Source organism: Rhizobium sp. A37_96 (genome assembly GCF_053521765.1).
The window spans coordinates 23,237-46,341 of sequence record NZ_JBNWDS010000025.1 but is presented as its reverse complement, the minus strand read 5'-3'; the positions used below and the strand labels follow the sequence as shown (position 1 = coordinate 46,341).

27 protein-coding genes and 1 tRNA gene are annotated in these 23,105 nt (G+C 59.4%); 11 read left to right on the top strand and 17 right to left on the bottom strand.

The genetic code is table 11. The annotated features are described in order from the left end of the window. From ACQZ6J_RS31865 to ACQZ6J_RS31855, 3 genes are all read right to left on the bottom strand, one after another. Positions 1 to 360: alcohol dehydrogenase catalytic domain-containing protein (locus ACQZ6J_RS31865; RefSeq protein WP_449086962.1), on the bottom strand; the 360-nt coding region annotated here is incomplete at its 3' end. 199 nt (positions 361 to 559) lie between these two features. Further along, on the bottom strand, positions 560 to 2,569 hold the full coding sequence (locus tag ACQZ6J_RS31860; RefSeq protein WP_449086961.1) for an acetyl-CoA carboxylase biotin carboxylase subunit: 2,010 nt from the start codon (positions 2,567 to 2,569) through the stop codon (positions 560 to 562). Between the two features lie 81 nt (positions 2,570 to 2,650). Beyond that, positions 2,651 to 3,586 (bottom strand): DMT family transporter, encoded by a 936-nt coding sequence (locus tag ACQZ6J_RS31855; RefSeq protein ID WP_449086960.1) that lies wholly within the window; start codon positions 3,584 to 3,586, stop codon positions 2,651 to 2,653. 218 nt (positions 3,587 to 3,804) lie between these two features. Between ACQZ6J_RS31855 and ACQZ6J_RS31850 the strand changes: the two genes are divergently transcribed. Further along, positions 3,805 to 4,227: a helix-turn-helix domain-containing protein gene (locus ACQZ6J_RS31850; RefSeq protein WP_163994060.1), complete on the top strand. Its 423-nt coding sequence runs from the start codon at positions 3,805 to 3,807 to the stop codon at positions 4,225 to 4,227. 92 nt (positions 4,228 to 4,319) lie between these two features. Here the strand turns inward: ACQZ6J_RS31850 and ACQZ6J_RS31845 are convergent, their stop codons facing one another. Together ACQZ6J_RS31845 and ACQZ6J_RS31840 are read right to left on the bottom strand one after the other, a co-directional pair. After that, complete coding sequence (locus ACQZ6J_RS31845) at positions 4,320 to 4,907, bottom strand: hypothetical protein (RefSeq protein WP_449086959.1); 588 nt, start codon at positions 4,905 to 4,907, stop codon at positions 4,320 to 4,322. Positions 4,908 to 5,188: 281 nt separating this feature from the next. Beyond that, a tRNA-Leu gene (locus ACQZ6J_RS31840) sits at positions 5,189 to 5,273 on the bottom strand. Between the two features lie 238 nt (positions 5,274 to 5,511). Here ACQZ6J_RS31840 and lipB point away from each other — a divergent pair. Continuing rightward, positions 5,512 to 6,228, top strand: coding sequence for a lipoyl(octanoyl) transferase LipB (lipB, locus tag ACQZ6J_RS31835; RefSeq protein WP_163994064.1), 717 nt, complete (start codon positions 5,512 to 5,514; stop codon positions 6,226 to 6,228). Positions 6,229 to 6,352: 124 nt separating this feature from the next. On the opposite strand, the gene ACQZ6J_RS31830 is transcribed toward lipB, so the two are convergent. Next, positions 6,353 to 6,514 carry a hypothetical protein gene (locus ACQZ6J_RS31830; RefSeq protein ID WP_163994066.1) on the bottom strand — a complete coding sequence of 54 codons (162 nt, stop codon included), beginning with the start codon at positions 6,512 to 6,514 and terminating at the stop codon, positions 6,353 to 6,355. 610 nt (positions 6,515 to 7,124) lie between these two features. On the opposite strand from ACQZ6J_RS31830, the gene ACQZ6J_RS31825 reads away from it, so the two are divergent. From ACQZ6J_RS31825 to ACQZ6J_RS31815, 3 genes are all read left to right on the top strand, one after another. Next, positions 7,125 to 7,388: a hypothetical protein gene (locus ACQZ6J_RS31825; protein WP_449086958.1), complete on the top strand. Its 264-nt coding sequence runs from the start codon at positions 7,125 to 7,127 to the stop codon at positions 7,386 to 7,388. A 15-nt stretch (positions 7,389 to 7,403) separates the two neighbouring features. Then, positions 7,404 to 7,709: a hypothetical protein gene (locus ACQZ6J_RS31820; RefSeq protein WP_163994068.1), complete on the top strand. Its 306-nt coding sequence runs from the start codon at positions 7,404 to 7,406 to the stop codon at positions 7,707 to 7,709. Between the two features lie 260 nt (positions 7,710 to 7,969). Next, positions 7,970 to 8,500 carry a hypothetical protein gene (locus ACQZ6J_RS31815; RefSeq protein ID WP_449086957.1) on the top strand — a complete coding sequence of 177 codons (531 nt, stop codon included), beginning with the start codon at positions 7,970 to 7,972 and terminating at the stop codon, positions 8,498 to 8,500. Between the two features lie 65 nt (positions 8,501 to 8,565). Here the strand turns inward: ACQZ6J_RS31815 and ACQZ6J_RS31810 are convergent, their stop codons facing one another. Further along, positions 8,566 to 9,060, bottom strand: a complete 495-nt coding sequence (locus tag ACQZ6J_RS31810) for a peptide deformylase (protein WP_449086956.1) — start codon at positions 9,058 to 9,060, stop codon at positions 8,566 to 8,568. A 379-nt stretch (positions 9,061 to 9,439) separates the two neighbouring features. Here ACQZ6J_RS31810 and ACQZ6J_RS31805 point away from each other — a divergent pair, with 379 nt between their 5' ends. Further along, the gene (locus ACQZ6J_RS31805) at positions 9,440 to 9,829 is read left to right on the top strand and encodes a MerR family transcriptional regulator (protein ID WP_163994074.1); all 390 of its coding nucleotides are present in this window, start codon (positions 9,440 to 9,442) and stop codon (positions 9,827 to 9,829) included. A gap of 92 nt (positions 9,830 to 9,921) precedes the next feature. After that, positions 9,922 to 10,371 carry a hypothetical protein gene (locus ACQZ6J_RS31800; RefSeq protein ID WP_449086955.1) on the top strand — a complete coding sequence of 150 codons (450 nt, stop codon included), beginning with the start codon at positions 9,922 to 9,924 and terminating at the stop codon, positions 10,369 to 10,371. A 45-nt stretch (positions 10,372 to 10,416) separates the two neighbouring features. On the opposite strand, the gene ACQZ6J_RS31795 is transcribed toward ACQZ6J_RS31800, so the two are convergent. The 3 genes from ACQZ6J_RS31795 to ACQZ6J_RS31785 form a co-directional block, all read right to left on the bottom strand. Next, complete coding sequence (locus tag ACQZ6J_RS31795; protein ID WP_449086954.1) at positions 10,417 to 10,890, bottom strand: methyltransferase family protein; 474 nt, start codon at positions 10,888 to 10,890, stop codon at positions 10,417 to 10,419. Between the two features lie 12 nt (positions 10,891 to 10,902). Further along, complete coding sequence (locus ACQZ6J_RS31790) at positions 10,903 to 11,892, bottom strand: heparan-alpha-glucosaminide N-acetyltransferase (RefSeq protein ID WP_449086953.1); 990 nt, start codon at positions 11,890 to 11,892, stop codon at positions 10,903 to 10,905. Between the two features lie 62 nt (positions 11,893 to 11,954). Beyond that, positions 11,955 to 12,647 (bottom strand): DUF599 domain-containing protein, encoded by a 693-nt coding sequence (locus tag ACQZ6J_RS31785; protein ID WP_163994081.1) that lies wholly within the window; start codon positions 12,645 to 12,647, stop codon positions 11,955 to 11,957. Positions 12,648 to 12,846: 199 nt separating this feature from the next. On the opposite strand from ACQZ6J_RS31785, the gene ACQZ6J_RS31780 reads away from it, so the two are divergent. After that, complete coding sequence (locus tag ACQZ6J_RS31780) at positions 12,847 to 14,256, top strand: L-serine ammonia-lyase (protein WP_449086952.1); 1,410 nt, start codon at positions 12,847 to 12,849, stop codon at positions 14,254 to 14,256. A gap of 56 nt (positions 14,257 to 14,312) precedes the next feature. After that, entirely contained in the window at positions 14,313 to 14,747 is a 435-nt protein-coding gene (locus ACQZ6J_RS31775) for a DUF1489 family protein (protein ID WP_163994085.1), read from the top strand. 94 nt (positions 14,748 to 14,841) lie between these two features. Here the strand turns inward: ACQZ6J_RS31775 and ACQZ6J_RS31770 are convergent, their stop codons facing one another. From ACQZ6J_RS31770 to ACQZ6J_RS31740, 7 genes are all read right to left on the bottom strand, one after another. Next, the gene (locus ACQZ6J_RS31770) at positions 14,842 to 15,117 is read right to left on the bottom strand and encodes a hypothetical protein (protein ID WP_163994087.1); all 276 of its coding nucleotides are present in this window, start codon (positions 15,115 to 15,117) and stop codon (positions 14,842 to 14,844) included. Positions 15,118 to 15,245: 128 nt separating this feature from the next. Continuing rightward, positions 15,246 to 16,754 (bottom strand): D-alanyl-D-alanine carboxypeptidase, encoded by a 1,509-nt coding sequence (locus tag ACQZ6J_RS31765; protein WP_449086965.1) that lies wholly within the window; start codon positions 16,752 to 16,754, stop codon positions 15,246 to 15,248. Positions 16,755 to 16,871: 117 nt separating this feature from the next. Further along, positions 16,872 to 17,642 carry a hypothetical protein gene (locus tag ACQZ6J_RS31760; protein WP_449086951.1) on the bottom strand — a complete coding sequence of 257 codons (771 nt, stop codon included), beginning with the start codon at positions 17,640 to 17,642 and terminating at the stop codon, positions 16,872 to 16,874. Between the two features lie 337 nt (positions 17,643 to 17,979). Further along, positions 17,980 to 18,585, bottom strand: a complete 606-nt coding sequence (locus ACQZ6J_RS31755) for a transglutaminase-like cysteine peptidase (RefSeq protein WP_163994090.1) — start codon at positions 18,583 to 18,585, stop codon at positions 17,980 to 17,982. 393 nt (positions 18,586 to 18,978) lie between these two features. Continuing rightward, positions 18,979 to 19,941 (bottom strand): prolyl aminopeptidase, encoded by a 963-nt coding sequence (gene pip, locus ACQZ6J_RS31750; protein WP_449086950.1) that lies wholly within the window; start codon positions 19,939 to 19,941, stop codon positions 18,979 to 18,981. A 72-nt stretch (positions 19,942 to 20,013) separates the two neighbouring features. After that, positions 20,014 to 20,643: a PilZ domain-containing protein gene (locus ACQZ6J_RS31745; protein ID WP_163994094.1), complete on the bottom strand. Its 630-nt coding sequence runs from the start codon at positions 20,641 to 20,643 to the stop codon at positions 20,014 to 20,016. Between the two features lie 83 nt (positions 20,644 to 20,726). After that, positions 20,727 to 21,389 carry a PAS domain-containing protein gene (locus ACQZ6J_RS31740; RefSeq protein ID WP_449086949.1) on the bottom strand — a complete coding sequence of 221 codons (663 nt, stop codon included), beginning with the start codon at positions 21,387 to 21,389 and terminating at the stop codon, positions 20,727 to 20,729. A 316-nt stretch (positions 21,390 to 21,705) separates the two neighbouring features. On the opposite strand from ACQZ6J_RS31740, the gene ACQZ6J_RS31735 reads away from it, so the two are divergent. Beyond that, positions 21,706 to 22,476 carry a rhomboid family intramembrane serine protease gene (locus ACQZ6J_RS31735; RefSeq protein ID WP_163994098.1) on the top strand — a complete coding sequence of 257 codons (771 nt, stop codon included), beginning with the start codon at positions 21,706 to 21,708 and terminating at the stop codon, positions 22,474 to 22,476. Positions 22,477 to 22,642: 166 nt separating this feature from the next. Further along, positions 22,643 to 23,077 carry a CBS domain-containing protein gene (locus ACQZ6J_RS31730; protein WP_163994100.1) on the top strand — a complete coding sequence of 145 codons (435 nt, stop codon included), beginning with the start codon at positions 22,643 to 22,645 and terminating at the stop codon, positions 23,075 to 23,077. Positions 23,078 to 23,105: the final 28 nt, after the last annotated feature.

The window sequence follows — 23,105 nt, the reverse complement described above, 5'->3', positions numbered from 1 at the left end:
GTCCGGCATCAGGCCCTGGCCCTGGGTCGAGCGGATCGCCGTGCACAGGTTGGTCTTGCGCGACAGGCACGACGGGCATTCGCGGCATTCGGGCGTATAGAGCGGAATGACGTGGTCGCCCTTTTTGACCGAGGTGACTCCCGGTCCGACATCGACGACGATGCCGGCGCCCTCATGGCCGAGGATGGCGGGGAAGAGACCTTCCGGATCGGCGCCCGACAGCGTGAAATCGTCGGTGTGGCAGATACCCGTCGCCTTCACCTCGATCAGCACTTCGCCGGCCTTCGGCCCCTCAAGCTGAACCGTCATCACCTCAAGCGGCTTGCCGGCAGCGACCGCAACGGCTGCTCTTACGTCCATGGTTTCATCCCTTCCTGCTATGATTTGGTCCGCGCGACATTGGCATGGGCACGCATCGCGGCTCAAGCCAAAATCAGACACTTAAAGCGGCAATTATTCAGTTTAAACCGGACAGTCGTTCTGCGCCATCGTTTCAAGAAACTCCGGAGGGAAAACCGCTATGCGCCTTTCCCGAAATTGCTCCGATGCCGTATTTCGATCAGGCAAACTCCATGATCACCGCATCGACGGCGAGGCTCTCGCCGGGTTTGGCGTTGATCTTGCCGACCACGAGGTCGCGTTCGGCGCGCAGGACATTTTCCATCTTCATCGCCTCGACGATGGCCAGCGTCTCGCCCGCCTTGACCTCCTGGCCCTCGGTGACGGCGATCGACACGACTAGGCCCGGCATGGGGCAAAGCAGCAGCTTCGACGTATCCGGCGGCAATTTAACCGGCATGAGCTTGTCGAGCTCCGCCTGGCGCGGCGTAAATACCCGGGCCCTGACCGAGATGCCCTGCCAATCGATGCGCAGGCCGTTCAACACGGTGCGGATCTGCACCGTCAACTTGCGATCGCCCACGGCGCCGACCCAGACGGCATCGCCGGGGCGCCAGTCGGTCGCAACCGTTGCGGTCTTGCCGCCCACCTGCATATCCATCTCGAAAGGAATGGTCACCACGCCTTCGAGCAGCGTAACGGGCAGGTAGTCCGCGCCGAGCTTGACGATCCAGCTTTCCCGCAACGGTCCAGCCGCGGGACGCAACCGGTCGGCATAACGCTCCCGGCGGTTGGATTCGATGAGGCTGCAGGACAGGGCGACTGCGGCAAGCAGGGCGGTCTGGGCCTCATCCGGCGCTGCGGGCGCGAAACCTTCCGGATACTCCTCGGCAATGAAGCCGGTGGAGAGACGGCCTTCGCGCCAGCGCGGATGTTTCATCAGCGCGGAGAGGAACGGCATATTGTGCTCGATGCCATCGACGACGAAGCCATCCAAAGCTTCGCCCATCGCTTCGATCGCCTCCAGCCTGGAAGGAGCCCAGGTGCAGAGCTTGGCGATCATCGGATCGTAATACATGGAGATCTCGGCACCTTCGAAGACGCCGGTATCGTTGCGGACGACCGACTTTTCCGTCTTGCCCTCGCGCGGCGGGCGATAGCGCGTCAGACGGCCGATCGAAGGCAGGAAATTGCGATACGGATCTTCCGCATAGAGCCGGCTTTCGACCGCCCAGCCGTTGAGCGTGATATCGGCCTGCTTGAACGGTAGCTTTTCGCCGGCGGCGACGCGGATCATCTGTTCGACGAGATCGATGCCGGTCACGAGTTCCGTTACGGGATGCTCGACCTGCAGGCGGGTGTTCATTTCGAGGAAGTAGAAGTTCCGGTCGCGATCGACGATGAATTCGACCGTACCGGCGCTTTGGTAGTCCACGGCCTTGGCAAGCGCCACGGACTGCTCGCCCATGGCCTTGCGCGTCGCTTCGTCGAGGAACGGCGAGGGCGCTTCTTCCACGACCTTCTGGTTTCGGCGCTGGATGGAGCACTCGCGCTCGCCGAGATAGACGACATTGCCATGACCGTCTGCCAGCACCTGGATCTCGATGTGCCTGGGGTCGACGACGAATTTCTCGATGAAGACCCGATCGTCGCCGAAGGAGCTTTTCGCTTCCGAACGGGCGCGCTCGAAACCGTCACGCACCTCGTCCTTGCTCCAGGCGATGCGCATACCCTTGCCGCCACCGCCGGCGGACGCCTTGATCATGACGGGATAGCCGATCTCGGCGGCGATCCTCTCGGCGTGATCGGCATTGTCGATGATGCCGAGATGGCCCGGAACGGTCGATACCTTGGCGGCGTTGGCGAATTTCTTCGATTCGATCTTGTCGCCCATGGCTTCGATCGCCTTCGGCTTGGGGCCGATGAAGACGATGCCTTCTTTCTCCAGCGCCGCGCAGAAGGCGGCGCGCTCGGACAGGAAACCGTAACCCGGATGAACCGCCTCGGCGCCGGTCTCTTTGCAGGCGGCGATGATCTTGTCGGCGACGAGATAGCTTTCGGCCGCGGGAGCCGCGCCGATATGGACGGATTCATCGGCCATTTCGACATGCAGAGCATCCCGGTCGGCATCGGAGTAGACGGCAACCGTCAGGATGCCCATCCGGCGCGCGGTCTTGATCACGCGGCAAGCGATCTCGCCGCGATTGGCGATCAGGATTTTCTTGAACATGCAATCTCCGCCCAAATACTCTATTCAGTCAGTGTTTTAGCCACAAATCGCACTGTCGGTCCATGCGCAAGATGCCTGCGCTCATGCCGTTTTTTCCAATCTCGACTGTATGCGCTCCCGCCAGATAATGAAGAGACCCGAGCCGACGATGATGGCGATGCCGATCCATTTGGAAAGATTGGGAAAATCTCCAAAGATCGCATAGCCGAGAACGGTGGCGGAAATGATCTCGAAATATTGGAACGGAGCGAGCAGCGAGAGGGGCGCCAGCCGGAAAGCCCGGACCACGAGCATGTGGGCATAGCCTGAAATCGACCCCAGAATCAGCAAAAGCACGAGACCAAGCGCGGAGACGGGCAGGGACGGCTGGAAATCGGCGATGCCGGCCGAATTGCCGGCGAACAGCGCAAACGCCATGAACAGAGTGCCGCCGGCACCCGCCATGATCTGCATGGTCAGCGGCGAATCCGCTTCTCCGACAGCGCGATTCATGAAGAGATAGAGCGCATAGAGAAAGGCGCAGGCAACCGGCAGCAATGCCTTCAGGCCGAAGATTGCGAAACTGGGCTGAATGACGATCATCGCCCCGCCGAACCCGATGACGATCGCCAGCCAGCGCCTCCAGCCGACCTTATCTCCGAGAAACAGGGCGGACAGGGCCGTCAGCATGAACGGCTCCACGAAATAGATCGCGAAGACGTCGGCGAGCGGCATATATTTCACGGCCGCGAAGAACAGAAGACTGGCGGCGCCATGCAGGGCACCGCGCAACAGGTTCATCCAGGGACGCTTTGCCGAGAAGGCGGACCTCCCGGTCGCGGTCGCTAGCAGCGGCAGCATGCATACAAGCTGAAAGAAGAAGCGGTAGAACGTCACCTGGCCGGGCGACATGCCCTCGAAACTCGCCATGTATTTGGCGATCGCATCCATCGTCGGGAGCAGGATCATGGCGCTGGCCATAATCGTCATGCCTCTGAGCGGATTCTGCTGCGTGGAGACGGTGGAGGAGACGGACATGGGCAGACATCAAACACAGGAAAGGCATGCAATCAAGGCGCGATCGGGGATGGGTCGCGAGACGCGGAGACTGTCATCGGAAAATGTCACACTTTTCCAATTGGGACACATCACGGTGGCGGGATGACGCCCTTAGACCTATCTGAAGCTTTGGAAACGGCTAAAACATAGATGCGCCGCACAAGATCGCCGGCGCAGCCAGGAAAAGGATCGCACCGATGTTCAAGCCAGAACAAGAGACGACCGTTTTTTCGGACGAGGGCGACGACACCCTGGGCGGACGCTTATCCATGGCCCGCGACGCGGCCGGCATCAGCCTCGAGACATTGGCAAGCCAGCTCGGCGTCAGCGAAGAGACCATGCTCGCCTGGGAATCCGATCGCGCCGAACCCAACCCGTCCGCCTTGGTCAAGATGTCGGCTCTCTTCGACGTTTCTCCGGTATGGCTGATGACCGGGGCAGGCGACGGGCCTGGAGAGGACAGCGACGAGCGCGCATTGGACGCCGTTCGAAACGAGCTTTCGCGACTGAGGACAGCCTATCAGGAGATCGGCCGGCTGATAGAGACCACGACCCGTCAGCTCGAGCGACTCGACCATCAGATACGGCTGCGCAATCTCAGCAAGGATGTCGCGCACTGATGACCGCACCGGATTTGCAAGCGGTCGAGATCGGAAGGAGAAAGCCCGCATGAGCGGGCTTTTCTGGTTACTTGCGATCCTGATACGAAGACTTATTGATAGCTTTCCGTCGTGCCGTCGGAAAATACGGCTTTCTTCACATCAAGAGATGCTTTCGCCACACCGGTAGAAACCGGCCCGACAAGCTTGTCGTAGATTTCGCCTGAAATAAATGGGTTGTCTTCCCAGTAGAATATCGAATCGCTTTCCACGGTCTTGCCCGGCGCTATCTTGATGTCCAAACGGGCGAGCTGGTCGACCACCTTGTCTCCAAAAGCGTCGCTGATCGCTATGTTGAATTCTATTGCCACCACGGTCTTCTTGGAGCCGTTCTTGAGCGTGGGAACCAGAATGACCTGATCATTGAGTATCTCCCGACGGAAGTCGCGCCGTCGAACTTCAAGCTTCAATTTTGCCGGCGTGATTGAAGAGCCGGACCTCACGTCAGCGGGTTTCGGTACTTCCGCGGATATCGTGTTGTCCGCCGGCGTGTTCTCACCATCGATTTTTATGGCGTCGTAGCAGGTCAAGCGCTTCAATGAATCGGTTTCATCCCGGCAGCTTTTCATGTCGGCGCCGGCATCCGCCATGGCCGATGTCGCAAGAAGCATCAGAATTCCCAAAAGGTAAAATTGTTTCACGGTCGTCCCCACTCGCGCATTTGGCGCAAACTGACATGACGCCAAGCTGTGTCAAGCCGCCCATCGGATGTCCGTTGGCCGGGCAGAACCGGCGTCGCTTGCTTTTGCTGCTGCGGTGATTTTTGCGGAGGCCATACCCGCAGGCACTGATTTCAATGGATGGAGCGATCATCAGCGTGCGGAATGCTTACAGTGGCCTCCGGCATGCTTCACGGGGAAGAACATGCTGCGGGAGTAAAGCATTGACCTGAAAACAAAAAACCCGGCCTAAGCCGGGTTCTTGGTGCGGTCGAGAAGACTCGAACTTCCACGGGTTGCCCCACAGCGACCTCAACGCTGCGCGTCTACCAATTCCGCCACGACCGCATCGTGGTAGGCCGAATTGCTCCGGCGCGGCTGCATGTAGCAAAAGCATTCGGGGGGCACAAGAGCGATGTGTCAGTTTTTTTAAATTCCTTCACAGCTCCTCCGATCGCATCGGTCCAAATGCGGTGGAAACGCCGTAGATGTTTGAATTTCCGCCTGAATAGCGCCATATGTGGACAACCCGTCGGCACGCAGGATTTCCACAAGTGCGGCCTGCGGCGCGCAAAGGACTGCCAATATGCTTCGCACCGAACTTTCTCACCAGATGTTTCCCGTTGACGGTACGCCGCCCGTTCGCTGGCGGATCAGCGATACGCTGGTGCCTTATGATGAAGCCGTCGCCACGATGGAGGCGGAAGTCGCCGCGATCGCCGAAGGCCGGGCATCGGAACTCGTCTGGCTGGTCGAGCATCCGCCACTTTATACGGCAGGCACGAGCGCCAATGCCGCCGATCTCATCGAGCCGGATCGTTTCCCCGTATTCGCGACCGGACGGGGCGGCGAATATACGTATCACGGGCCGGGCCAGCGCGTGGCCTATGTCATGCTGGACCTCAAGTGTCGGCGGCAGGATATCCGCGCCTTCGTGGGCGCCCTCGAAGAGGTCATCATTCGCACGCTCGAATCGATGAACGTACGCGGCGAGCGGCGCGAGGATAGGGTCGGTGTCTGGGTCAGACGTCCGGAAAGGCCGGCGCTGCCGGATGGCGCGGTCGCCGAAGACAAGATCGCGGCCCTCGGCATCCGTGTTCGCAAGTGGGTGACGTTTCATGGCCTGTCGCTGAACGTCGATCCCGATCTTGGCCATTTCACCGGCATCGTTCCGTGCGGAATCTCCGCCTATGGCGTCACCAGCCTTGTCGATCTCGGCTTGCCGGTGATGATGGCGGATGTCGACATCCGCCTGCGGGATGCTTTCGAGCAGGTATTCGGGCTGACCGTCAACGACGGCTAAGCATGTTTCCCTGATTGGAAGCCAAGCATTAGAAACCGATCAAAGACATTTGCTCCGCCATATACCGGCGGAGCTCAGATCGTATTTCTTCGATGAAAAACGGCTGTCACGATATGAAGTGTTTTCACAGGAGCGATTCTTCTGCGTCTTCATCGGCAGGAGGTTCGATCTCCGCCGGAATACCGGGCTTCGATTCCACCAGACGTTCCATCTCGTCTTCGGCCTTGAGAAGATCGTGCAGTTTCTGATCGCTGAGAATATTGTCATGACTATCATGCGAGGTCATGCGGGTAACTCCTAGACCTCTGCAGGCGAGAGTGCGTTGTCTCTCTCAGCCGCTGGCGCCTACGGATTCGATCAGCCAACGGTGGATGGAGCCTACGCCCATCGAGGCGCTATGGCGACTCATTTCGCGTAGCCGGCAATCAACCTCTAAGAGTATCACGCTGCAAATGCCGGGTGTCGGGTCTGTCACCCGCCAAAGAAAATGCCCTGGACGGGAGAGCATCCAGGGCACAGAGAGGGGAACTGCCCTAAAGAGATTAGGGCGGCGCCTTCATACTTCAAGGCTTGGGAACGATGCGGAAACGCCGCCTGTCTGCGCCATCCGCCTGATCGCGAAACAGTGATTGCCGGTTGCCCGCCATCTGGCTTTTGGGGCCGACGCGGTGGTGATATCGTTTTGCGTGCAGGATCCGTGAGGGTTCTCACCGCAATGTCTCCGCCGGCCGGACAACCGCAAGCCACCGGGCGGAAACGTTTCGAAACGGACGGAGACACGGACGAAACACCGCGAATGTAGCGGTTGTTTCGATGCAAGTTCTGTTGAAGGGAATTGGAAGATGAAGATTGCTATGAACGCGTCCCGATATCGAAGGATGGGTGGGAAGGCGTTGTTGATTGTTGCGTTGGCCGGGCTGCCGATCGCGAGCCACGCCGCGGACCCCAAGCCGGATACTAAAAACTCGGCTTCCAGCTTCAGCTATCGGCGGGCTGATCTTGGCAGCGGCTATTCCACCTCGAGCATCCTGAAGATGCCGAACAATTCATCCTATTTCGTGACGTGCAATTGCGACGACCGCACGTTGCAGGACATGACATGCCCGACTCAGGCCTATGCCTGCACTTGCGTTCCGCATGCCTATCTGATGTGTCAGTAAAAGGCGCGAGATCACATGAGCAAATCAACGATAAAGCGGCTGTTCGTCATTTGCGCCGTCGCGTCCATGCCGTTTGCTGCCCTGGCGCAGCAGAGCGATCCCCCGACACAGACGACCGGCCCGAACTATTCTTTCAGCGTGGGGTCTCGTCCAGCCGACATCGGTACCGGCTTCTCCATCTATAGCGCGACCTCGGCCACGGCGGATCAGCAGTTTCACGTCCAATGCAATTGCAACGATTTCAGCCTGGCTGTCGCGACTTGTCCGGCTCCGCGTTATGAGTGCTATTGCAGCCCGAGTGCGTCGCTCGTCTGCGAATAGAATGGCTTCGATATCTGCTGTGCCATATCGGCAACCGGACCGATTGGACTGATGGCGAATCACGTAGCGCCGCGAACTGCCATCGCAGATTGTCCTTCAGGCCAAGTCACTCTTTTTGATGGCTATTTTCGTACAGTCTCCGTTCATGTTCGTCCGCATATGGTGTCTTCCGTCGCCCCCGGATCGCGCGTCGATTGACAATCGACAGGGACGATACGATTAATAGTTTCGACATTCGTCATAGAGCGGAGGAAATGCCAATGACAAGTCGTGCCATTCTGTTGATGTCTTTTGCGTCTCTCACAGTTGTAGGCTCGATGGGCCTCGCTTCTTCGGCTTCTGCGCTCACCATGAAAGAGTGCAGCGCCAAATATCAGGCCGCTAAAACCGCTGGCACCTTGAACGGCCAGAAGTGGAACGACTTCCGCGCCACGCAGTGCAGCGCCGATGCGAGCGCTACCACGACGACCACTCCGGCGGCGACCGCTCCCGCTGCTGCGGCACCGTCCAAGACGACGAAGGCGGCAGCCAAGGTCGATGCAAGCGAACCGGATGCCACCAAGCCGCCGGCAACCGAACCTGCAAAGCCGACGACGGCTGCACCGGCTGGCGTGAGCTTCCCGGCGAAAGTTGACGCCAAGTATGCCAGCGAGACTCCCGGCAAGGGCCGTTTCCACACCTGCGTCGATGCCTACAATGCCAACAAGGCCAAGAATTCGCTCGGCGGCCTGAAGTGGATCCAGAAGGGCGGCGGCTACTACAGCCTCTGCAACACCAAGCTCAAGGGCTGAGTGCAAACCTGATCGATCGATCGTACAGCGGGCGCCTCTACGGCGCCCGTTTTCGTCTGGATATCCTAATCCCGCGTCTTATCCCATTTCTTCACAAGACGGTCGCGCTTGAGCCTGGAAAGCCGCTGAAGCCAGAAGATGCCGTCCAGCTGATCGATCTCGTGCTGAATGCAGATGGCCAGAAAGTCACTCGCCTCCGCTTCATGTACTTCACCAGCAACGTCCTGATAGCGAAAGCGAATGGATTTCGGCCTGACGATCTCTTCGGTCACGCCCGGCATGGAAACGCTGCCTTCCGTATGGCGCATGCTCTCGTGGGACGACCACACGATCTGCGGATTGACATAGGTACGCACGCCGTCCTCGCGGCTGAGTTCAATCACGACAACCCGCTTGAGGACACCGATATGCGCGGCCGTAATGCCGACGCCGGGGGCGGCACGCATCGTATCGAGGAGATCGCCTGCAAGCACGCGCAGGTCGTCATCGAAGACGGTGACGGCAGCGCAAGGGGTGCGAAGCAGCGGATCTGGGAAGCGGACAATGGGGCGGGCGGTCAAGGTACTCTCTATCGAACGAAGGGACATCTGTAGACTTGCCAGGATAGGGACAAGGCGAGGACAATACCACCGTCTCGATAACTGAATTCTCTATAGCAGCATTTTCCTCTATCTCTTTGCTTATGAGCTGTTTTTCGATTTATGGCGTTGTTGATATTTACCGAGCGCGTACGTCTTCGATTCGGAGCCGGTCCGTTCCCGCTTCGCCCGGTTCAGTGACGGCCGACCGCAATCATGCTGGAGGTTATTTCATGTTCGCCGCGCTAGCGACCTTTTGGTTTGCGCGTCGCCAGCGAGAAGGCCACGCCCTATAAACCCATGAAAATTGACTATTACGTAAAAGTCAATATTATGGCTGTCAGCAGAAGGGGCCGGATTCTTGGTTGACGGATATTATAGCATAACGGAGCTCACTCGGGAATTCGGCGTTTCGACCCGAACCTTGAGGTTCTATGAAGACGAGGGTCTCATTCAGCCCGAGCGCCGGGGTCGTACGCGTCTGTTCCGGCCCGCCGACCGACGTCTCATTCAAGAAATTCTCCGCGGCCGCCGCATCGGCTTTACCATTGCCGAAATACGCGAGATCATTCAGGTCTATCGGGAGCCTCCCGGCGAAATCGGCCAGTTGAAGCTGCTGATGAAGCGTGTCGATGAGAAGCGCGATGAACTGCGCCAGAAGCGCAAGGATATCGACGATACACTCAGCGAACTCGACAATGTCGAGGAGGCCTGCCTCGGACGTCTCGCCGAAATCGGCGTGGGCACCTGATCGCCTGCACCACGAATAAGCACGCAATAGCGCGGCCATAGTTCCGGCAAGAATGCTTTCTAAAAACTGAGCGTTCTTAAGGAGTTATTGGCGTGGCAACAAGAATTTCATCTGCCCTCGTCATGCTCGCGGCCGCTATTTTCGCGAGTGCCGATGGCAGCCGCGCGGCTGATATCACCCAATCGGATATTCAGGTCGCCTACGGCCTTTTGCTTGACGGCAAGGATGCGATCTATGGCCAGCAGGTCTGTCACATTCATGCCCGCTGCCAGCTTGTCGACGACCGGAAGACCCAAGTTGAAGTGAGCGTGACCATCGACTCCATACTAGGTCTGTCGGGAGAGGTCAGCGTTCGGTGCAGCAGACCCGACTGCTCCTTCCTGAACGAGGCAAGATCCGCCAGGCTGGAAGGTGCCGTCGGCGGAGACAGGTCCCGTCAATTCGAGCTCTACGCCGGCGCAGATGCCCCAGTCAGGAACGATCTGGTTTATCGCACGCGAACGAGAATCGGCCGGATATTCCTTCTATTTGGAAACCAGTAGGCAGCGCCTGAACGATCCCCCGAGCGATCCTTCGGTCCCATTGACTCAAAGCCAGCGGCGTGTGCGCTTGCAGTAAAATTCGAATTCGCAGCCGAAGCGCGAGAGGAGATGCATTTCCTCGCAGCGGATGACGAGCAGTGTCGTCAATGCGGCTGCTGCTGCCGCCATCGCCACGAACCAGAGATTGCCGATCAGCAATCCGAGGCCCGCCGTTAGCAAGGTATAGCCGAGATAGGTCGGGTTGCGGGTGAAACGAAACGGGCCTGACGTCACCAGATGCGCGGTGCAGCGTTGGGTCAGCACGGTGGTGCGTCTTTCCAGCAGCGTCTTGACGGCCCAGACATTCAGCGTCACCGCAAAGGCCGTCAGCAAGGCTCCGACGATCCATGAAGCGAGAGCCCAGGCAAACGGCAAGGGCAGCGGATACCACCGCTGGAGGTACAGCGCCACAATGACGGCCAGGCTATAAAGCAGCGGCGGCCACGGAAAGCTTAGCGACTTCGAACGATAGGCATTCATGGAATAACCCTGTCATTGCGCTTGTTCCGTGCATTGTATCGCGATTCGGCTTATGCGTTCATCGCTATCTGCTTTGATCGCCCCGGATTCCAGGGGTTTGAAGAGATCCTGCGCCTGCAACTTGTCGAGCGTGCATTGGCAGAAGCTTCGGCACATGGTTTCGCCTCCCGACCGCGTGCAGGAGGCGACGCATTGTCTGATGTAGCCGACCGTCGGATCCTGCTGCGGCGCCGGTGCCACCACTGAGAGAAGATAGACAAGGCCGAACAGGACCGGTTGGTGAAGCAGATAGAAGATCAGGCTGTGGCGGCCGGTGCGGGCGATCGGATTGCGGCCCGGGCCGAATTTCGCCAGACGTTCGAGCCAGCCGAGCGATAGTGCCAGCTGTGCCATGCCGAGGCCGAAGAGGAACGGCGTCAGCCATGGGAAGAGGGGCACATAATCGTTCGAACGCTGGATGTTTTCCGACAGTCCGACCCACCATAGCCACGGCGCATCGAAAAACGTCGAATGCAGCGACAGCGGCGCAATGACATTGTCGATGACGATGCCGACTGCGAGCAACGCAGCGATCAGAAGCGTGGCAAATGCCGGCATGCGCAGGAACAGCAGCCCGATGAGGCTCGCCGCCGCGATGCTGTGCAGGATACCGAAGAATATCCATTCGTCGCGCATGCCGATGAAGGTGACGAGCGAGATCGCCAACGCCGCGGCCACGATCATGCCCAGCCGCCGCCAATAGGAGCGCCAGCGGATTTCAGGCGTATTGGCGAGCATGAGGCTGAAGCCGGCCAGGAACAGGAAGGTGCTGGCGATGGCGCGTGCGTATAGCTTCAGCCAGCCGGTTTCGGCGGTGCCTGAATCGAGATAACCGAAGAATTCGAAATCCCAGGTGCAGTGATAGCTCGCCATCGCCAGCAGGGCGATGCCGCGCGCCGTGTCCAGAATGCCGATGCGAGGCGTCTTCGGGGGTGCATCGGCGCTCTCGGCGATGGCGGCCATTGCGGATTCCTTCCGGGCATGAATTCAGATCTTACGCGCCGGCGCGGGCCGGCGCGGCCTTGTCATTGCATATCGCCGTCCATGATGGCCAGACGAGCATCCGAAAAAAACTGTCGGCGAATCAGCACGACGATGATGAAGAGCGTCGTTGCCATGAAGACATAAGGGCTGAGGAACCAGCCGAGATAGCCGATGGACAGGAAGATTGCCCTCAACCCGGCATTGAAGCTGCGCGCTGCGATAATGTTCATGCGCACCACACGCTCCGCTGCCCGTTCTGCGCCCAGCGGATCGAGAATGGCTTCCTCGCGCATCGGCAGTGAGCCGAAGAGAATGGTGCAATAGTTGAACAGGCGATAGGCCCAGCCGAATTTGAAGAAGGCATAGCCGAACAGACAGGCAAGCCCCGCCACCTTGATTTCAAATGCGGTCCGGCCGCTGTTGAAGACGAAGGGCAGGTCGGAGAAGAAGGCGTTGACCTTGTCGGTCGCGCCCAGCAACGCGAAGCAGCTGCCGATGGCGAAGATCGAGGTGGATGCGAAGAAGCCGGTGCCGTTCTGAAGGCCGGAGAGAATCTGCGTGTCGATCATCTTCAGGTCGCGACGCAGCGAATTGTAGATCCATTCGCGCCGGCGCTCATTCATCGCCAGCGTCAGGCTGATGCGGTTGAAGAATGTTGCGCTGCTGGTGATCCAGTTCAGCGCGACCCAGAGAAAGATGAAGAGGGCGAGGGCGACATAGTCGGCTGTCGTCATATAGGCAGATTCTCCAGATCGATCCGACGGGGACTGTATCCGAGCACGAGCGGGGCGCAATGGCCTTCTGTTTGCCTCCCCTCATGCCTATATGTAATGTCGCTACCATGAAATCCGATGTCGGCCAATCGCCGTGCAAGCTTGCCCCGATAGCGTAGCCTTGCCAGAAATCGATTTGCCTGGGAGGCACTCAAAGTCCATGTTTCTTTCAGTTTTCGATGTATTCAAGATCGGTGTGGGACCATCCAGCTCGCACACGATGGGGCCGATGTCGGCCGCGAATCGCTTCCTTGACTTGCTGCTGTCGAACGAATGGCCGCGCCCGTCGTCGAACGTGCATGTCGACTCGATCAAGGTTACCCTTCATGGCTCGCTGGCCCATACGGGCATCGGCCACGGCACGGGCAGGGCTGTCATTCTCGGCCTGATGGGCGAGAGACCCGATAGCGTCGATCCCGACCATATGGACGGCATTATCGATGAGGTCGAGCGCCAGGGGCGCATCATGCCGCCGGGTCATCCGGGCTATCGGTTCCAGCCGAGGACAGATTTGATCTTCGACAAGAAGGTGCCGCTGCCCGGCCATGCCAACGGCATGAGTTTCTCCGCCTTCGACAAAGACGACCGCCTCCTGGTCAAGCGCATCTATTATTCCGTCGGCGGCGGCTTTGTCGTGACCGATACGGAGCTCGAGCAGGTGCGGGCCGACAAGAAGAAACCGGCTGGGGCAGGCGCTCGCATTCCCTTCCCCTTCGCCAGCGCCAAGCAGATGCTCGACATGGCCGAGCGGTCCGGTCTTTCCATCGCGCAGATGAAGCGCGCCAATGAAGAATCGCACATGAGCGCCGAAGAGCTGGATGCCGGCCTCGACCGCATCTGGGCTGCCATGAGCAGCTGCATCGATCGCGGCCTCAAGGTCGATGGCATCATGCCCGGCGGCCTGAAGGTGCGCCGGCGCGCGCGCGCGATCCATGACAAGCTTCAAGAAGAATGGCGCAGCAACCGCATCAATCCGCTGCTCGCCAATGACTGGCTCAGCGTCTACGCCATGGCCGTCAACGAAGAGAATGCGGCCGGCGGACGCGTGGTGACGGCGCCGACCAATGGTGCCGCCGGCGTCATCCCAGCGACGATCCGCTACTATCAGCATTTTCACGAGGACTGGGATCAGGACGGCATTCGCAACTATCTTCTGACGGCCGCCGCCGTCGGCGGCATCATCAAGCACAATGCCTCGATTTCCGGCGCCGAAGTCGGCTGTCAGGGCGAGGTGGGGTCGGCGGCCGCCATGGCGGCTGCTGGGCTCGCTGCGGTCATGGGGGCAACGCCGGAGCAGATCGAGAATGCAGCGGAAATTGCGCTGGAGCACCATCTCGGCATGACCTGCGATCCCATCGCCGGCCTGGTGCAGGTGCCGTGCATCGAGCGTAACGCCCTCGGTGCGGTCAAGGCGGTCACGGCTGCCTCGCTCGCGATCAAGGGCGACGGCCAGCATTTCGTGCCGCTCGACGCCTGTATCGAGACCATGCGCCAGACCGGCTACGACATGAGCGAGAAGTACAAGGAAACCTCGACTGGCGGTCTTGCCGTGAATGTCGTGGAATGCTGAGTGGACACCTGATCTAAAAGCTTGACGCTGTCGGCCAAAAGGATTTCAACGGCGGTATGGCTTTGCATCTCATCAAATTGTGCGTCGGCGCGGATTCGTTGGAGGATCTGCGCGAATGGGTTTCCGAGCGGGCGATGAACGCCATCGCCGCCGGGCTGGAGCCGCATACGACCCATACGACGCGCATGGTGCCGAAACGGATTGAGGAGCTGCTGGACGGCGGCTCGCTCTACTGGGTCATCAAGGGGCAAGTGCAGGCCCGGCAGAGGCTGCTCGGGATCGAGACGTTCACCGATGCCGAGGGCATTCAGCGCTGCCGGCTGATCCTCGACCCAAGCGTCATCGAGACGACCGGTCAGCCTCGTCGGCCGTTTCAGGGGTGGCGCTATCTGCCGCAGGATGACGTACCGCGCGACCTCGATAGTCTTGGTGCCGCGGCCGAGTTACCCGCCGATCTGCGGCGGGAACTGTCCGAACTCGGACTGCTGTAGCTCGGCCCTTAAAGTGCTTTAGCTTCCCGCTCTATCTCATTGTTTTTACGCAACTCCGAGCGGGAAACCGTTCTACGTTTTTTCCGGCGTCTCTCTAGCGCAGCCGCATCATGATCGGTGCCCGGCCGGTCGGGGCCGTGATGTGCAGATGAATATGGGCTTCAGGCTGCGAGTAGCGCCACGCGCGCGCGCCGTGGCAAAGCAGGATGCCGATTAGATCTTTCGTCTTGTTACGCGAACGCGATCGGCTGAGGCCCAGGTCCGCCAGCCGCATCGCCGCCTCATGCAGCGGATGAAGAGCAAAGCTCTTCGGTTTCATCTTGCCCCCGCCGTCGAGCGAGAAACCCGGAAAGTTCTCGTTCATTGCCATCTCAAAACCCCGTACACGTTACAAACTCAGGGCCGGCCCGTTTGACATTCGAAGCCGGAAAGCCGGGCTTTTCAAGAAGGCCCGACCAATTCTCAAATCATGCGGCGATGAAAGCCATGGCCGCATTTTTATTCCATACTCGCCCAGCACTTTACGCCGGCTCGCTTGAGCGCCTTGCAGGCATTGAGTGCCTCGCCCTGATCTCCGAAACCACCGAAGCGGGCGCGGTAACCGCCGTCGAAGGCGACCGCGTAGGGCTTGGCCGACCGCAAAGCCTTGCCGCCCTTGTTCTTTGCCGTATCCAGCAAATCGGTCGCTCCGTCCTTGCTGGAGGAGACGCCGATCTGAACGACCCAGCCGGTGGGGCCGCGTTCGGCCTTACCTGCCTTCGCGACCTTTTCAGTTTTCTCGGATTTCTCGGCACGCTGCAGCTTGACGAGCTTCGTGTCGCTCTTGGAGGTCGATGCGGTCGTTACGGTATCGACTTCATCCTCATCGCCTTCATCCGACGGGGCGACGGACGCGGTCTCGTCGTAGGCGGGGCGCTGGACCGGCTCAGGCTTTGCCGAGAGCAACGGATTTGAGGATTGAGGCGTTACCGCCGCGAAAGCTGCCGCGCTCGATGGGCGAGCGTCAGCGACCTCGACCGTTTGGTCATTCTTGATCTTGGCGCGGCTGATATCGGCCATGCGCGCGCTCGCAGCCTGGATATTGGGCGTGGTAGCCGACGTCTGCGCGATGACATTCGTCGCAATATGCTTCGTCGATGCGACAGGCAGATAGGCGGCAATCAGCTTGCGCATCTGGTTGTCGCGAGCCGGCGTGGAAGCGCCGCCCAGGACGACGCCAACGATGGAGCGTCCATCTACCTTTACGGAGGTCGCGAGATTGTAGCCCGCGGCGCGGGTATAGCCGGTCTTGATGCCATCGACCCCGCGAACCGAACCGATCAGATGGTTGTGGCCCGGTATGACGCGATTGCCGAGCCGGAAGCTCGTTTCGGAGAAGAAGCCGTAATATTGCGGAAAATGCTCGCGCAGGGCGATGCCGAGACGGGCCTGATCGCGCGCCGTCGTCATCTGCGCGGTATTCGGCAGGCCGTTCGGGTTGCGGTAGGTCGTGCGCGTCATGCCGAGGGCGCGCGCCTTGTCGTTCATCATGCGGGCGAAGTTTTCTTCCGAGCCGCCTAGCATCTCGCCAAGTCCCATCGCCGCATCATTGGCTGATTTGGTGACGATGCCGAGGATCGCCTCGCGAACGGTTACGGAGTGACCGGCACCGATACCGAGTTTTGTCGGCGCCTGCGCGGCGGCATTCCTGGAGAAGACGACGGGGGTATCGAGAGTGATGCGGCCTGCCTCCAGCGCCTCGAAGGTCAGATAGACCGTCATCATCTTGGTCAGCGAGGCGGGATAGTGGAGCGTATCGGCGTTTTCACTGTAGAGGACGTTGCCGGTATTGGCGTCAATGACGATGCCGGCATATTTCGAACCGGCGGCGCTGGCATCAACGACGGTTACGGTGACCGTTGCCGTCGCAATCGAAAAACCAAGAAGCGCTCTCGCCAGAATCTTACCGGTTTGAGACGACGAAACGGGAAGAATTGATCTGGACACTAAATCACTCTCTGCTTGCATTAACATTCTCGATTATCCGGTCGCCGCCTCCATGAACGCCCGTTGCGTTCGACAATAGAGGCTTAGCGTTACCAATCGGTTTATGATGAACAGTTGGTTTCAGGTTTCTGTGCCATTTTAGCGGCCGCCGGCAGCAGTCGCCGCCAAAGCGGGGTTATCCACAAGGCGCGTCCTGACGAAGTTCTGGACGGCGGCGTCCATGGCGCGCCAATCCCCAAGCTGATTGCTGGAAAATCGGTAAAGAACGCTCAAATCCTTGCCGATCTTGACGTCTCTCTGGCAATCGCCGCTCGTCGCAAGTGCCGGCGAGGAGGGAAGCAGGCAGCGAACGGCATAGTCAGGCTCGCCCGGTCGTGGCGCCGTCAGAAGCACTTCACCGTTATAGCCGGCATCCGCACGCAGGCGATGTGCCGTGAGGTCGAAGGGGCCGGCATAGGCGGCGCCATCCATCAATTGCGAATAAATGGGCTCAAGCCGGCCGGACATGTCGCGGGACATCGTGCTCTGGCTCATTTGCAGAAAGATCAGAGAGGACGACTGGGAGATATCGTCGAAGCGCATCCGGTCGGCTTCGCTATAGCCCTGCATCTGCGGCCAGGTCAGATAGAGATCGACGCGTTCGGCAGTGCCGTCCACACGCTCGCTCGGGAAGCGTATCGTGTTCGCCGCCAGGCGTATGGTGTCGTCGCCGATCGTAACGGATATGGGCCTGGTATCGATCGTATGGCCGGCCAGTGAAATTTTCTCGCCAAGCCAATGGCCGCCAATGGTTATCGCGACGGTAAGGGCCGCCAGAACGGCAACGCCTGCGGTGAGCCGATAGACAAAGCCGCTCGACACCAGCGGCCTTTCTTCGATCATTGAGGCGGACGACAGAAGAGGAGCCATACTCTTGCCTTCAGTTCCCTCCGCTCCGATCGCCATCATTAATGGCAAAACCGAGCGGCTTTCGACCTTTATTGAGTCTCGTTGGGAATGATGATTGGCGCCATGATGGTTAACCGTCGGTTAAATATAGATCGCAAGCCATGCTAATGGCGCACTTATATTCCCGGGACGTTTCCGGCCTCCGCTCCGAGGCCAGTCTCACAACGAAAAAGAGCCGTTCCCCGGGACAGTGGGAACGGCTCAGAGGCACCGGCCTGGACAGAAATCAGGGGACTAGACCGGGCCTCTGACTTTGATCATCGGCGCTAGGCCGCCAACGATCGTGTAGGAGCGGAACTTATTTCAAGCTGCCGACTGCGACGGCGCGGCCATCCTGGATCTTGACCCAGCGGGCCGGATCGTTGGCGGACTGGCGCTTGAGGAAGGTATATTCGGTCTCGGACCAGAGCTTCACCTTGTTGCGCATGTTGTCGAGGATGAAGTCGCCGCGATCCGTACGGACGGTCAGGACGGCATGGCCTTCGCCGTTCGGCTGCAGCACGACGGTCATGAGCAGGTCGGAAGGCGAGAAACCGGCATCGATGAGTTCCTTGCGCTTCAGAAGCGCGAAATCCTCGCAATCGCCGGCAGTGGTCGGGATCGCCCATTTTTCCTCGACGCCGTAGAGCTCCATGTCGGTCATCGGCTTGATCGTCGTGTTGACCGTGTAGTTGATCTGCAGGATCGTCTTCCAGCTATCCTGGGTGAGGATGACCGGACCGGCGTCGCCGCCGGCATAGGCGCACTCCCGCGGGTTTTCCTTGCAGAACTCGTAATGGCCGATCGGAGGAGCGGCGTCGCCGGTGATCGTCATGCTGGCGGGCGCGGCCTGAGCCGGACCGAAGAAGCCGAGAGTGAAAAGTGCCAGAGCGGCGCAGCCGCGAAGTACGGATTGAAAGTTCATGTCCCTGTCCCTGTTTTTATTGGGATCAGAATGACACGCATGATTTTATCCGACGCAAAATTGCACAGTCAAATTAAGGACTTAGTTGATTCAAATCTGGATCAAACTTTCATAAAACACGCAGAAAACTTGAATCAAGTTCGCGTCAAATTCGATTAAAATTCGAGTGATTTCGGTATTGGATTGCGGGAGGGGGAAATCGCGTATCGAGCTGTTTTAGAATGGTTTCCCGCAGGCAGAATTCTTAACATGCCGGTGCCAATTCGGATGAAAATCGTGCCATCATGAAACAGGTTGCATACGCCAGTGCTCAATCGGGGCGGCGAAAATGGCCATGTCTGCGCAAGACTGTCCCATTTTGGGAAAGACGGCTCAAAAAATTATTTTTGATGTCTATCGGGAATTCCGCCGACGAAGCCCGTCGGTCATACCGATGATCGCGGCGGCCATCTCCTCGACCGCCGGCGAATGGGCTGCGTTCGAAACGATAGTCAGTTTCGCCTCCGGCCAGGCCTGGGATAGTTCCCAGGTGGTAACGAGCGGCGCCTCGAGATCCAGACGACCCTGGATGATCGTGCAGGGGATGCCGGCGAGGCGATGGATGTCGCGCAATATCTGGCGTTCCTCCAGCCAGGCCAGATGATGAAAATAGTGGGTGATGATCCTGGCGCGCGCCGCCAGGTAGAGAGGGTCCGACCAGCGCGCTGACAGGGTCGCGCGGGGATCGATCAGGATCGAGGCCGCCTCCCATGCGTGCCAATCCCTGGCGGCCTTCACATGGATTGCCGGATCCGGATCACGCAGAAGGCGATAATAGGCGGCGACAAGATCGCCGTCGCGATCCTCTTCCGGCACGGCTGCCCGAAAACGCGCCCATTCATCCGGAAAGAAGCGGCCAAGCCCGCGATAGAGCCAGTCAATTTCCGATTGCCTCGTCATGGTGACGCCGACGAGGAGCAAGCCTTCGATCCGTTGCGGATGGGTTTCGGCGTAGACAAGCGCAAGCGTGCAGCCCCAGGAGTTGCCGAACACCATCCAGCGCTCCAAGCCGAGTTGCAATCGCAGTTGCTCGATATCGGCAACGGTATGCCAAGTGGTGTTGCTCGCGAGATCGATCGCCGGTTCCGACGCATGCGGGAGGCTGCCACCGCAGCCGCGCTGGTCGAACTGAATGATCCGGTAATGTTGCGGATCGAAATAACGTCGCGTTCCAGCGGAGCTGCCGGACCCCGGACCGCCATGAAGGATGAGAACCGGAGTGCCGTCCGGAGTGCCGGATTGCATCCAATGGATCCGCTGGCCGTCGCCGACATCCAGCAGGCCTTCATCAAAAGGAGTTATGTCCGGATAGAGCATCTTGCCGTCACGCTTGAAAGAAAAGACAGGCGTCGCTGTTTCGCGATGCCGCGTGACGGGAAGATGACGATACTAGAGAAATTCGCGCAAGGTCTCGCGCGACTGCAGCGACAGGAACTCGATCGCCACGCCTTCCATGAAATGGCGTACGACGCGGCCGCGCATGTTGCCGAGGCGCACCGGTGTTCCGATCACGGGGCGGACTTCGACATCGACAGCGGCGCCCGAGAGCGAAAGGTCCATGATGCGGCAGACATATTGCGTGCCGTCTTCAAGCGTGAGCTCGCTGCGGGTATCGCGCGGCATCAGACGATCGTGGCGGCGATCTTCCGGCAGGCCCAGCTCATGTTTGTTGGCAAGCCATGTCAGCTGCGCGGCAAGCTTTTCGCGCTTCCGCTCGGTCGCGTTGATCGACATGCTGAAGCCGCGGCCATCGACCGCAACGACATTGCCCTCGACGCGGCCGAGATGGTCGATATAGGCAATGACGCGCTCTTCTGCGCGCGGACGTCCCGCACAAGTGACATAGAGATCACCCGGCGACATCTCCGTCACCAGGCACTCGAACTCGTCATAGTTGGCCAGCATCAGGCGGCCCTGCATATTGATCGGAACCCGCTGAAAGGTCCGCTGATCGTTGCGGATGGCATTGCCTGCCATGTGATTGGGCCGCGTCGCATGGGCCGGCTGGAATGAGTGCATGGAAGCGTCTTAAACCCTATTGCGTCTCTTCCAACTATTAGCGGCAACTCCTTAAAGTAAGGTTGTCTTTCCTGAGGCTTAACTTAGAGACGACGGCCGATTTTGTCCCGTACTGGATCAATCCCGGCACGGTCGCGTCCGTTCTTTGCTTGAATCAACTTCTGGCGCATCCATTCGCCCAGGCTGACGCCGCCTTGAAGCGGCAGCATATCGGAAGGATCGGGATGGTGTTGTGCGTCGACAAGCCGGGCGGGGCGCTCGTGAAGCAGGCGGCTGCGGTCGAGCGCCAGAAACTCCAGGCGTTCGTTGCCCAGCCATGTCGAATGAACCGCGGGCGTAAGACAGCCCAGCAATCTGTCGCAGGTGTCGCCCGATGTGCGAAGCGGCATCAAGACCATCTCGAAAGCCATGCTGCGGCCGCTGATGCAATAACCCGTCGCGTTGATCGACGCGGGAACGACGTGCGTCATCACGCCGGCAGCGATGCGGACGGGATCGTCCTGCTGGCTGCTGGCCCAGAGCGCCGCGAAATTCTCGCCGCGAATCTCGCGTCCCATGAGGTTGCAGATTGCCGTGCCCGCCAGGCGGAAGCGCGGGCTGTCATCCGCCGTATTTTCCAGAATGAACAGCTCCGGGAGAATATGGCTCACGGCAGATGGCTGTATCAGATTGCGCAAGGGTGCATCCGCGTTGCCGCGTATCTGCTCCCAATAGGTAAATATCTCTATGCTCGTCTTCTGGCGCATAATGCGTCCGTGTCCCATTTCAGTTCAATTGCAAAGGCATTCATTGCCTCCAGCTTACGCGTTGCGAAATCCATGCCAGAACCGGGCCGTTAGGGTTAATAAAAGGTTGCGATTGCCTTTCGCGGCGGCAAATGAAAGAAATCGTTCATCACTTCACGAAGTGATATTCAGCACGAATTTCCCGGGTGCCGGGCAGGCCTTCAAGGCTAAGTCCGGAGAGAAGCACCCGATACGCCGTCCGTCACCGCCGGGCGGCTTTTTTTTTGACGTGCGCTGCGCTATGGGTCGGTAACTTCCAGAGAAAGCCGAGCAAGACATGGACGATGAACAGCTGCCGCGCCCCGAGCCGGAAAATCCGCGGCCGCAGCAGCGCGCTCCAGTCTTCAATCTACCCCCCATCATTGTCGCCAGCCTCGCCGTCCTGATCGTGGTTTTCGCGGTCATGAACCTGCCGTGGTGGTCGGACGATACGCTGAACTGGATCTATTTCACCTTCAGCTTCATTCCGGCGCGCTATGCCTTCCCTTTGTCGCAGCAAGGACTGGAGTGGCTTTGGACACCCGTCACCTATTCGCTGCTGCATGGCGGGATCGAGCATATCGTCTTCAACGGCCTCTGGCTGATGGTCTTTGCGGCGCCCGTGGCGCGGCGCATCGGCGCCCTACGCTACGTGATTTTCTGGATTCTCTCGTCCGCGGCCTCCGCCTTCATGCATGCCGCACTCTATTGGGGCGACCAGACGCTTCTGATCGGCGCCTCCGGGGTGGTCTCGGCGCTCATGGGCGCAGCTTGCCGCTTTGCATTTCCTGTCACGGACGGTCGCCGGGTCTCGATGCGGCAGGCGCACCTCAACCCGCGCCTCGGCATTCTCGGCTCGCTTCGCAGCCGTACCGTCGTCGCCTATATAGTCATGTGGATCGCGGGCAATGCGCTCGTGGCCTTCGGGATCACGCTTGCCGGCGACAGTTCGCAGCCGGTGGCGTGGGACGCCCATATCGGCGGTTTCCTGTTCGGATTTCTGCTCTTTGCGCTGTTCGACCGTCAGCCGCCCCGGGAGGCCCGGGAAGCTTTACCACTCGATGAATGAACTGTTGCTTTCTCACTGACACAGGCGCACGATTATTGTCCGTCGGTCGCGAGATGAGGAGATCGACTCGACCGACGGGCAAGGCGCCGGTTTGAGCTCCGGGGGTAATTTCGGAACATATCGGACGCTTCAGGTGTTCAGCATGCTTTCGAGATGGGAGGATCGAATGTCAGTTTCCGTAAAGGCCATACTTGAGGCCAAGGGCCGCGATGTCGTTACGACTGGCGGCAACACGTCGGTTGCCGAGGCCGCGAAGATTCTCAATGAGAATCGTATCGGCGCGATCGTCGTCGTGGGGCCGGGCGGCAAGATTTCCGGCATATTCACCGAGCGGGATGTCGTCAACGCAGTTGCCAAGCATGGCCAGGAATGCCTCGAAAAGCCGATCGCTTCGCTGATGACGGCCAAGGTGTATCGCTGCAAGGAAGACACCACGACCGACGAGCTGATGGAGCTGATGACCATGCGTCGCTTCCGTCACGTCCCCGTCGAAGAAAAGGGCAAGCTTTCCGGCATCATCTCCATCGGCGACGTCGTCAAATGGCGTATCCGCGAGATCGAACTCGAGGCCGAACAGATCAAGGCCTATATCGCCGGGTGAACGGACCCGGAATCGGATGAGATCAGGC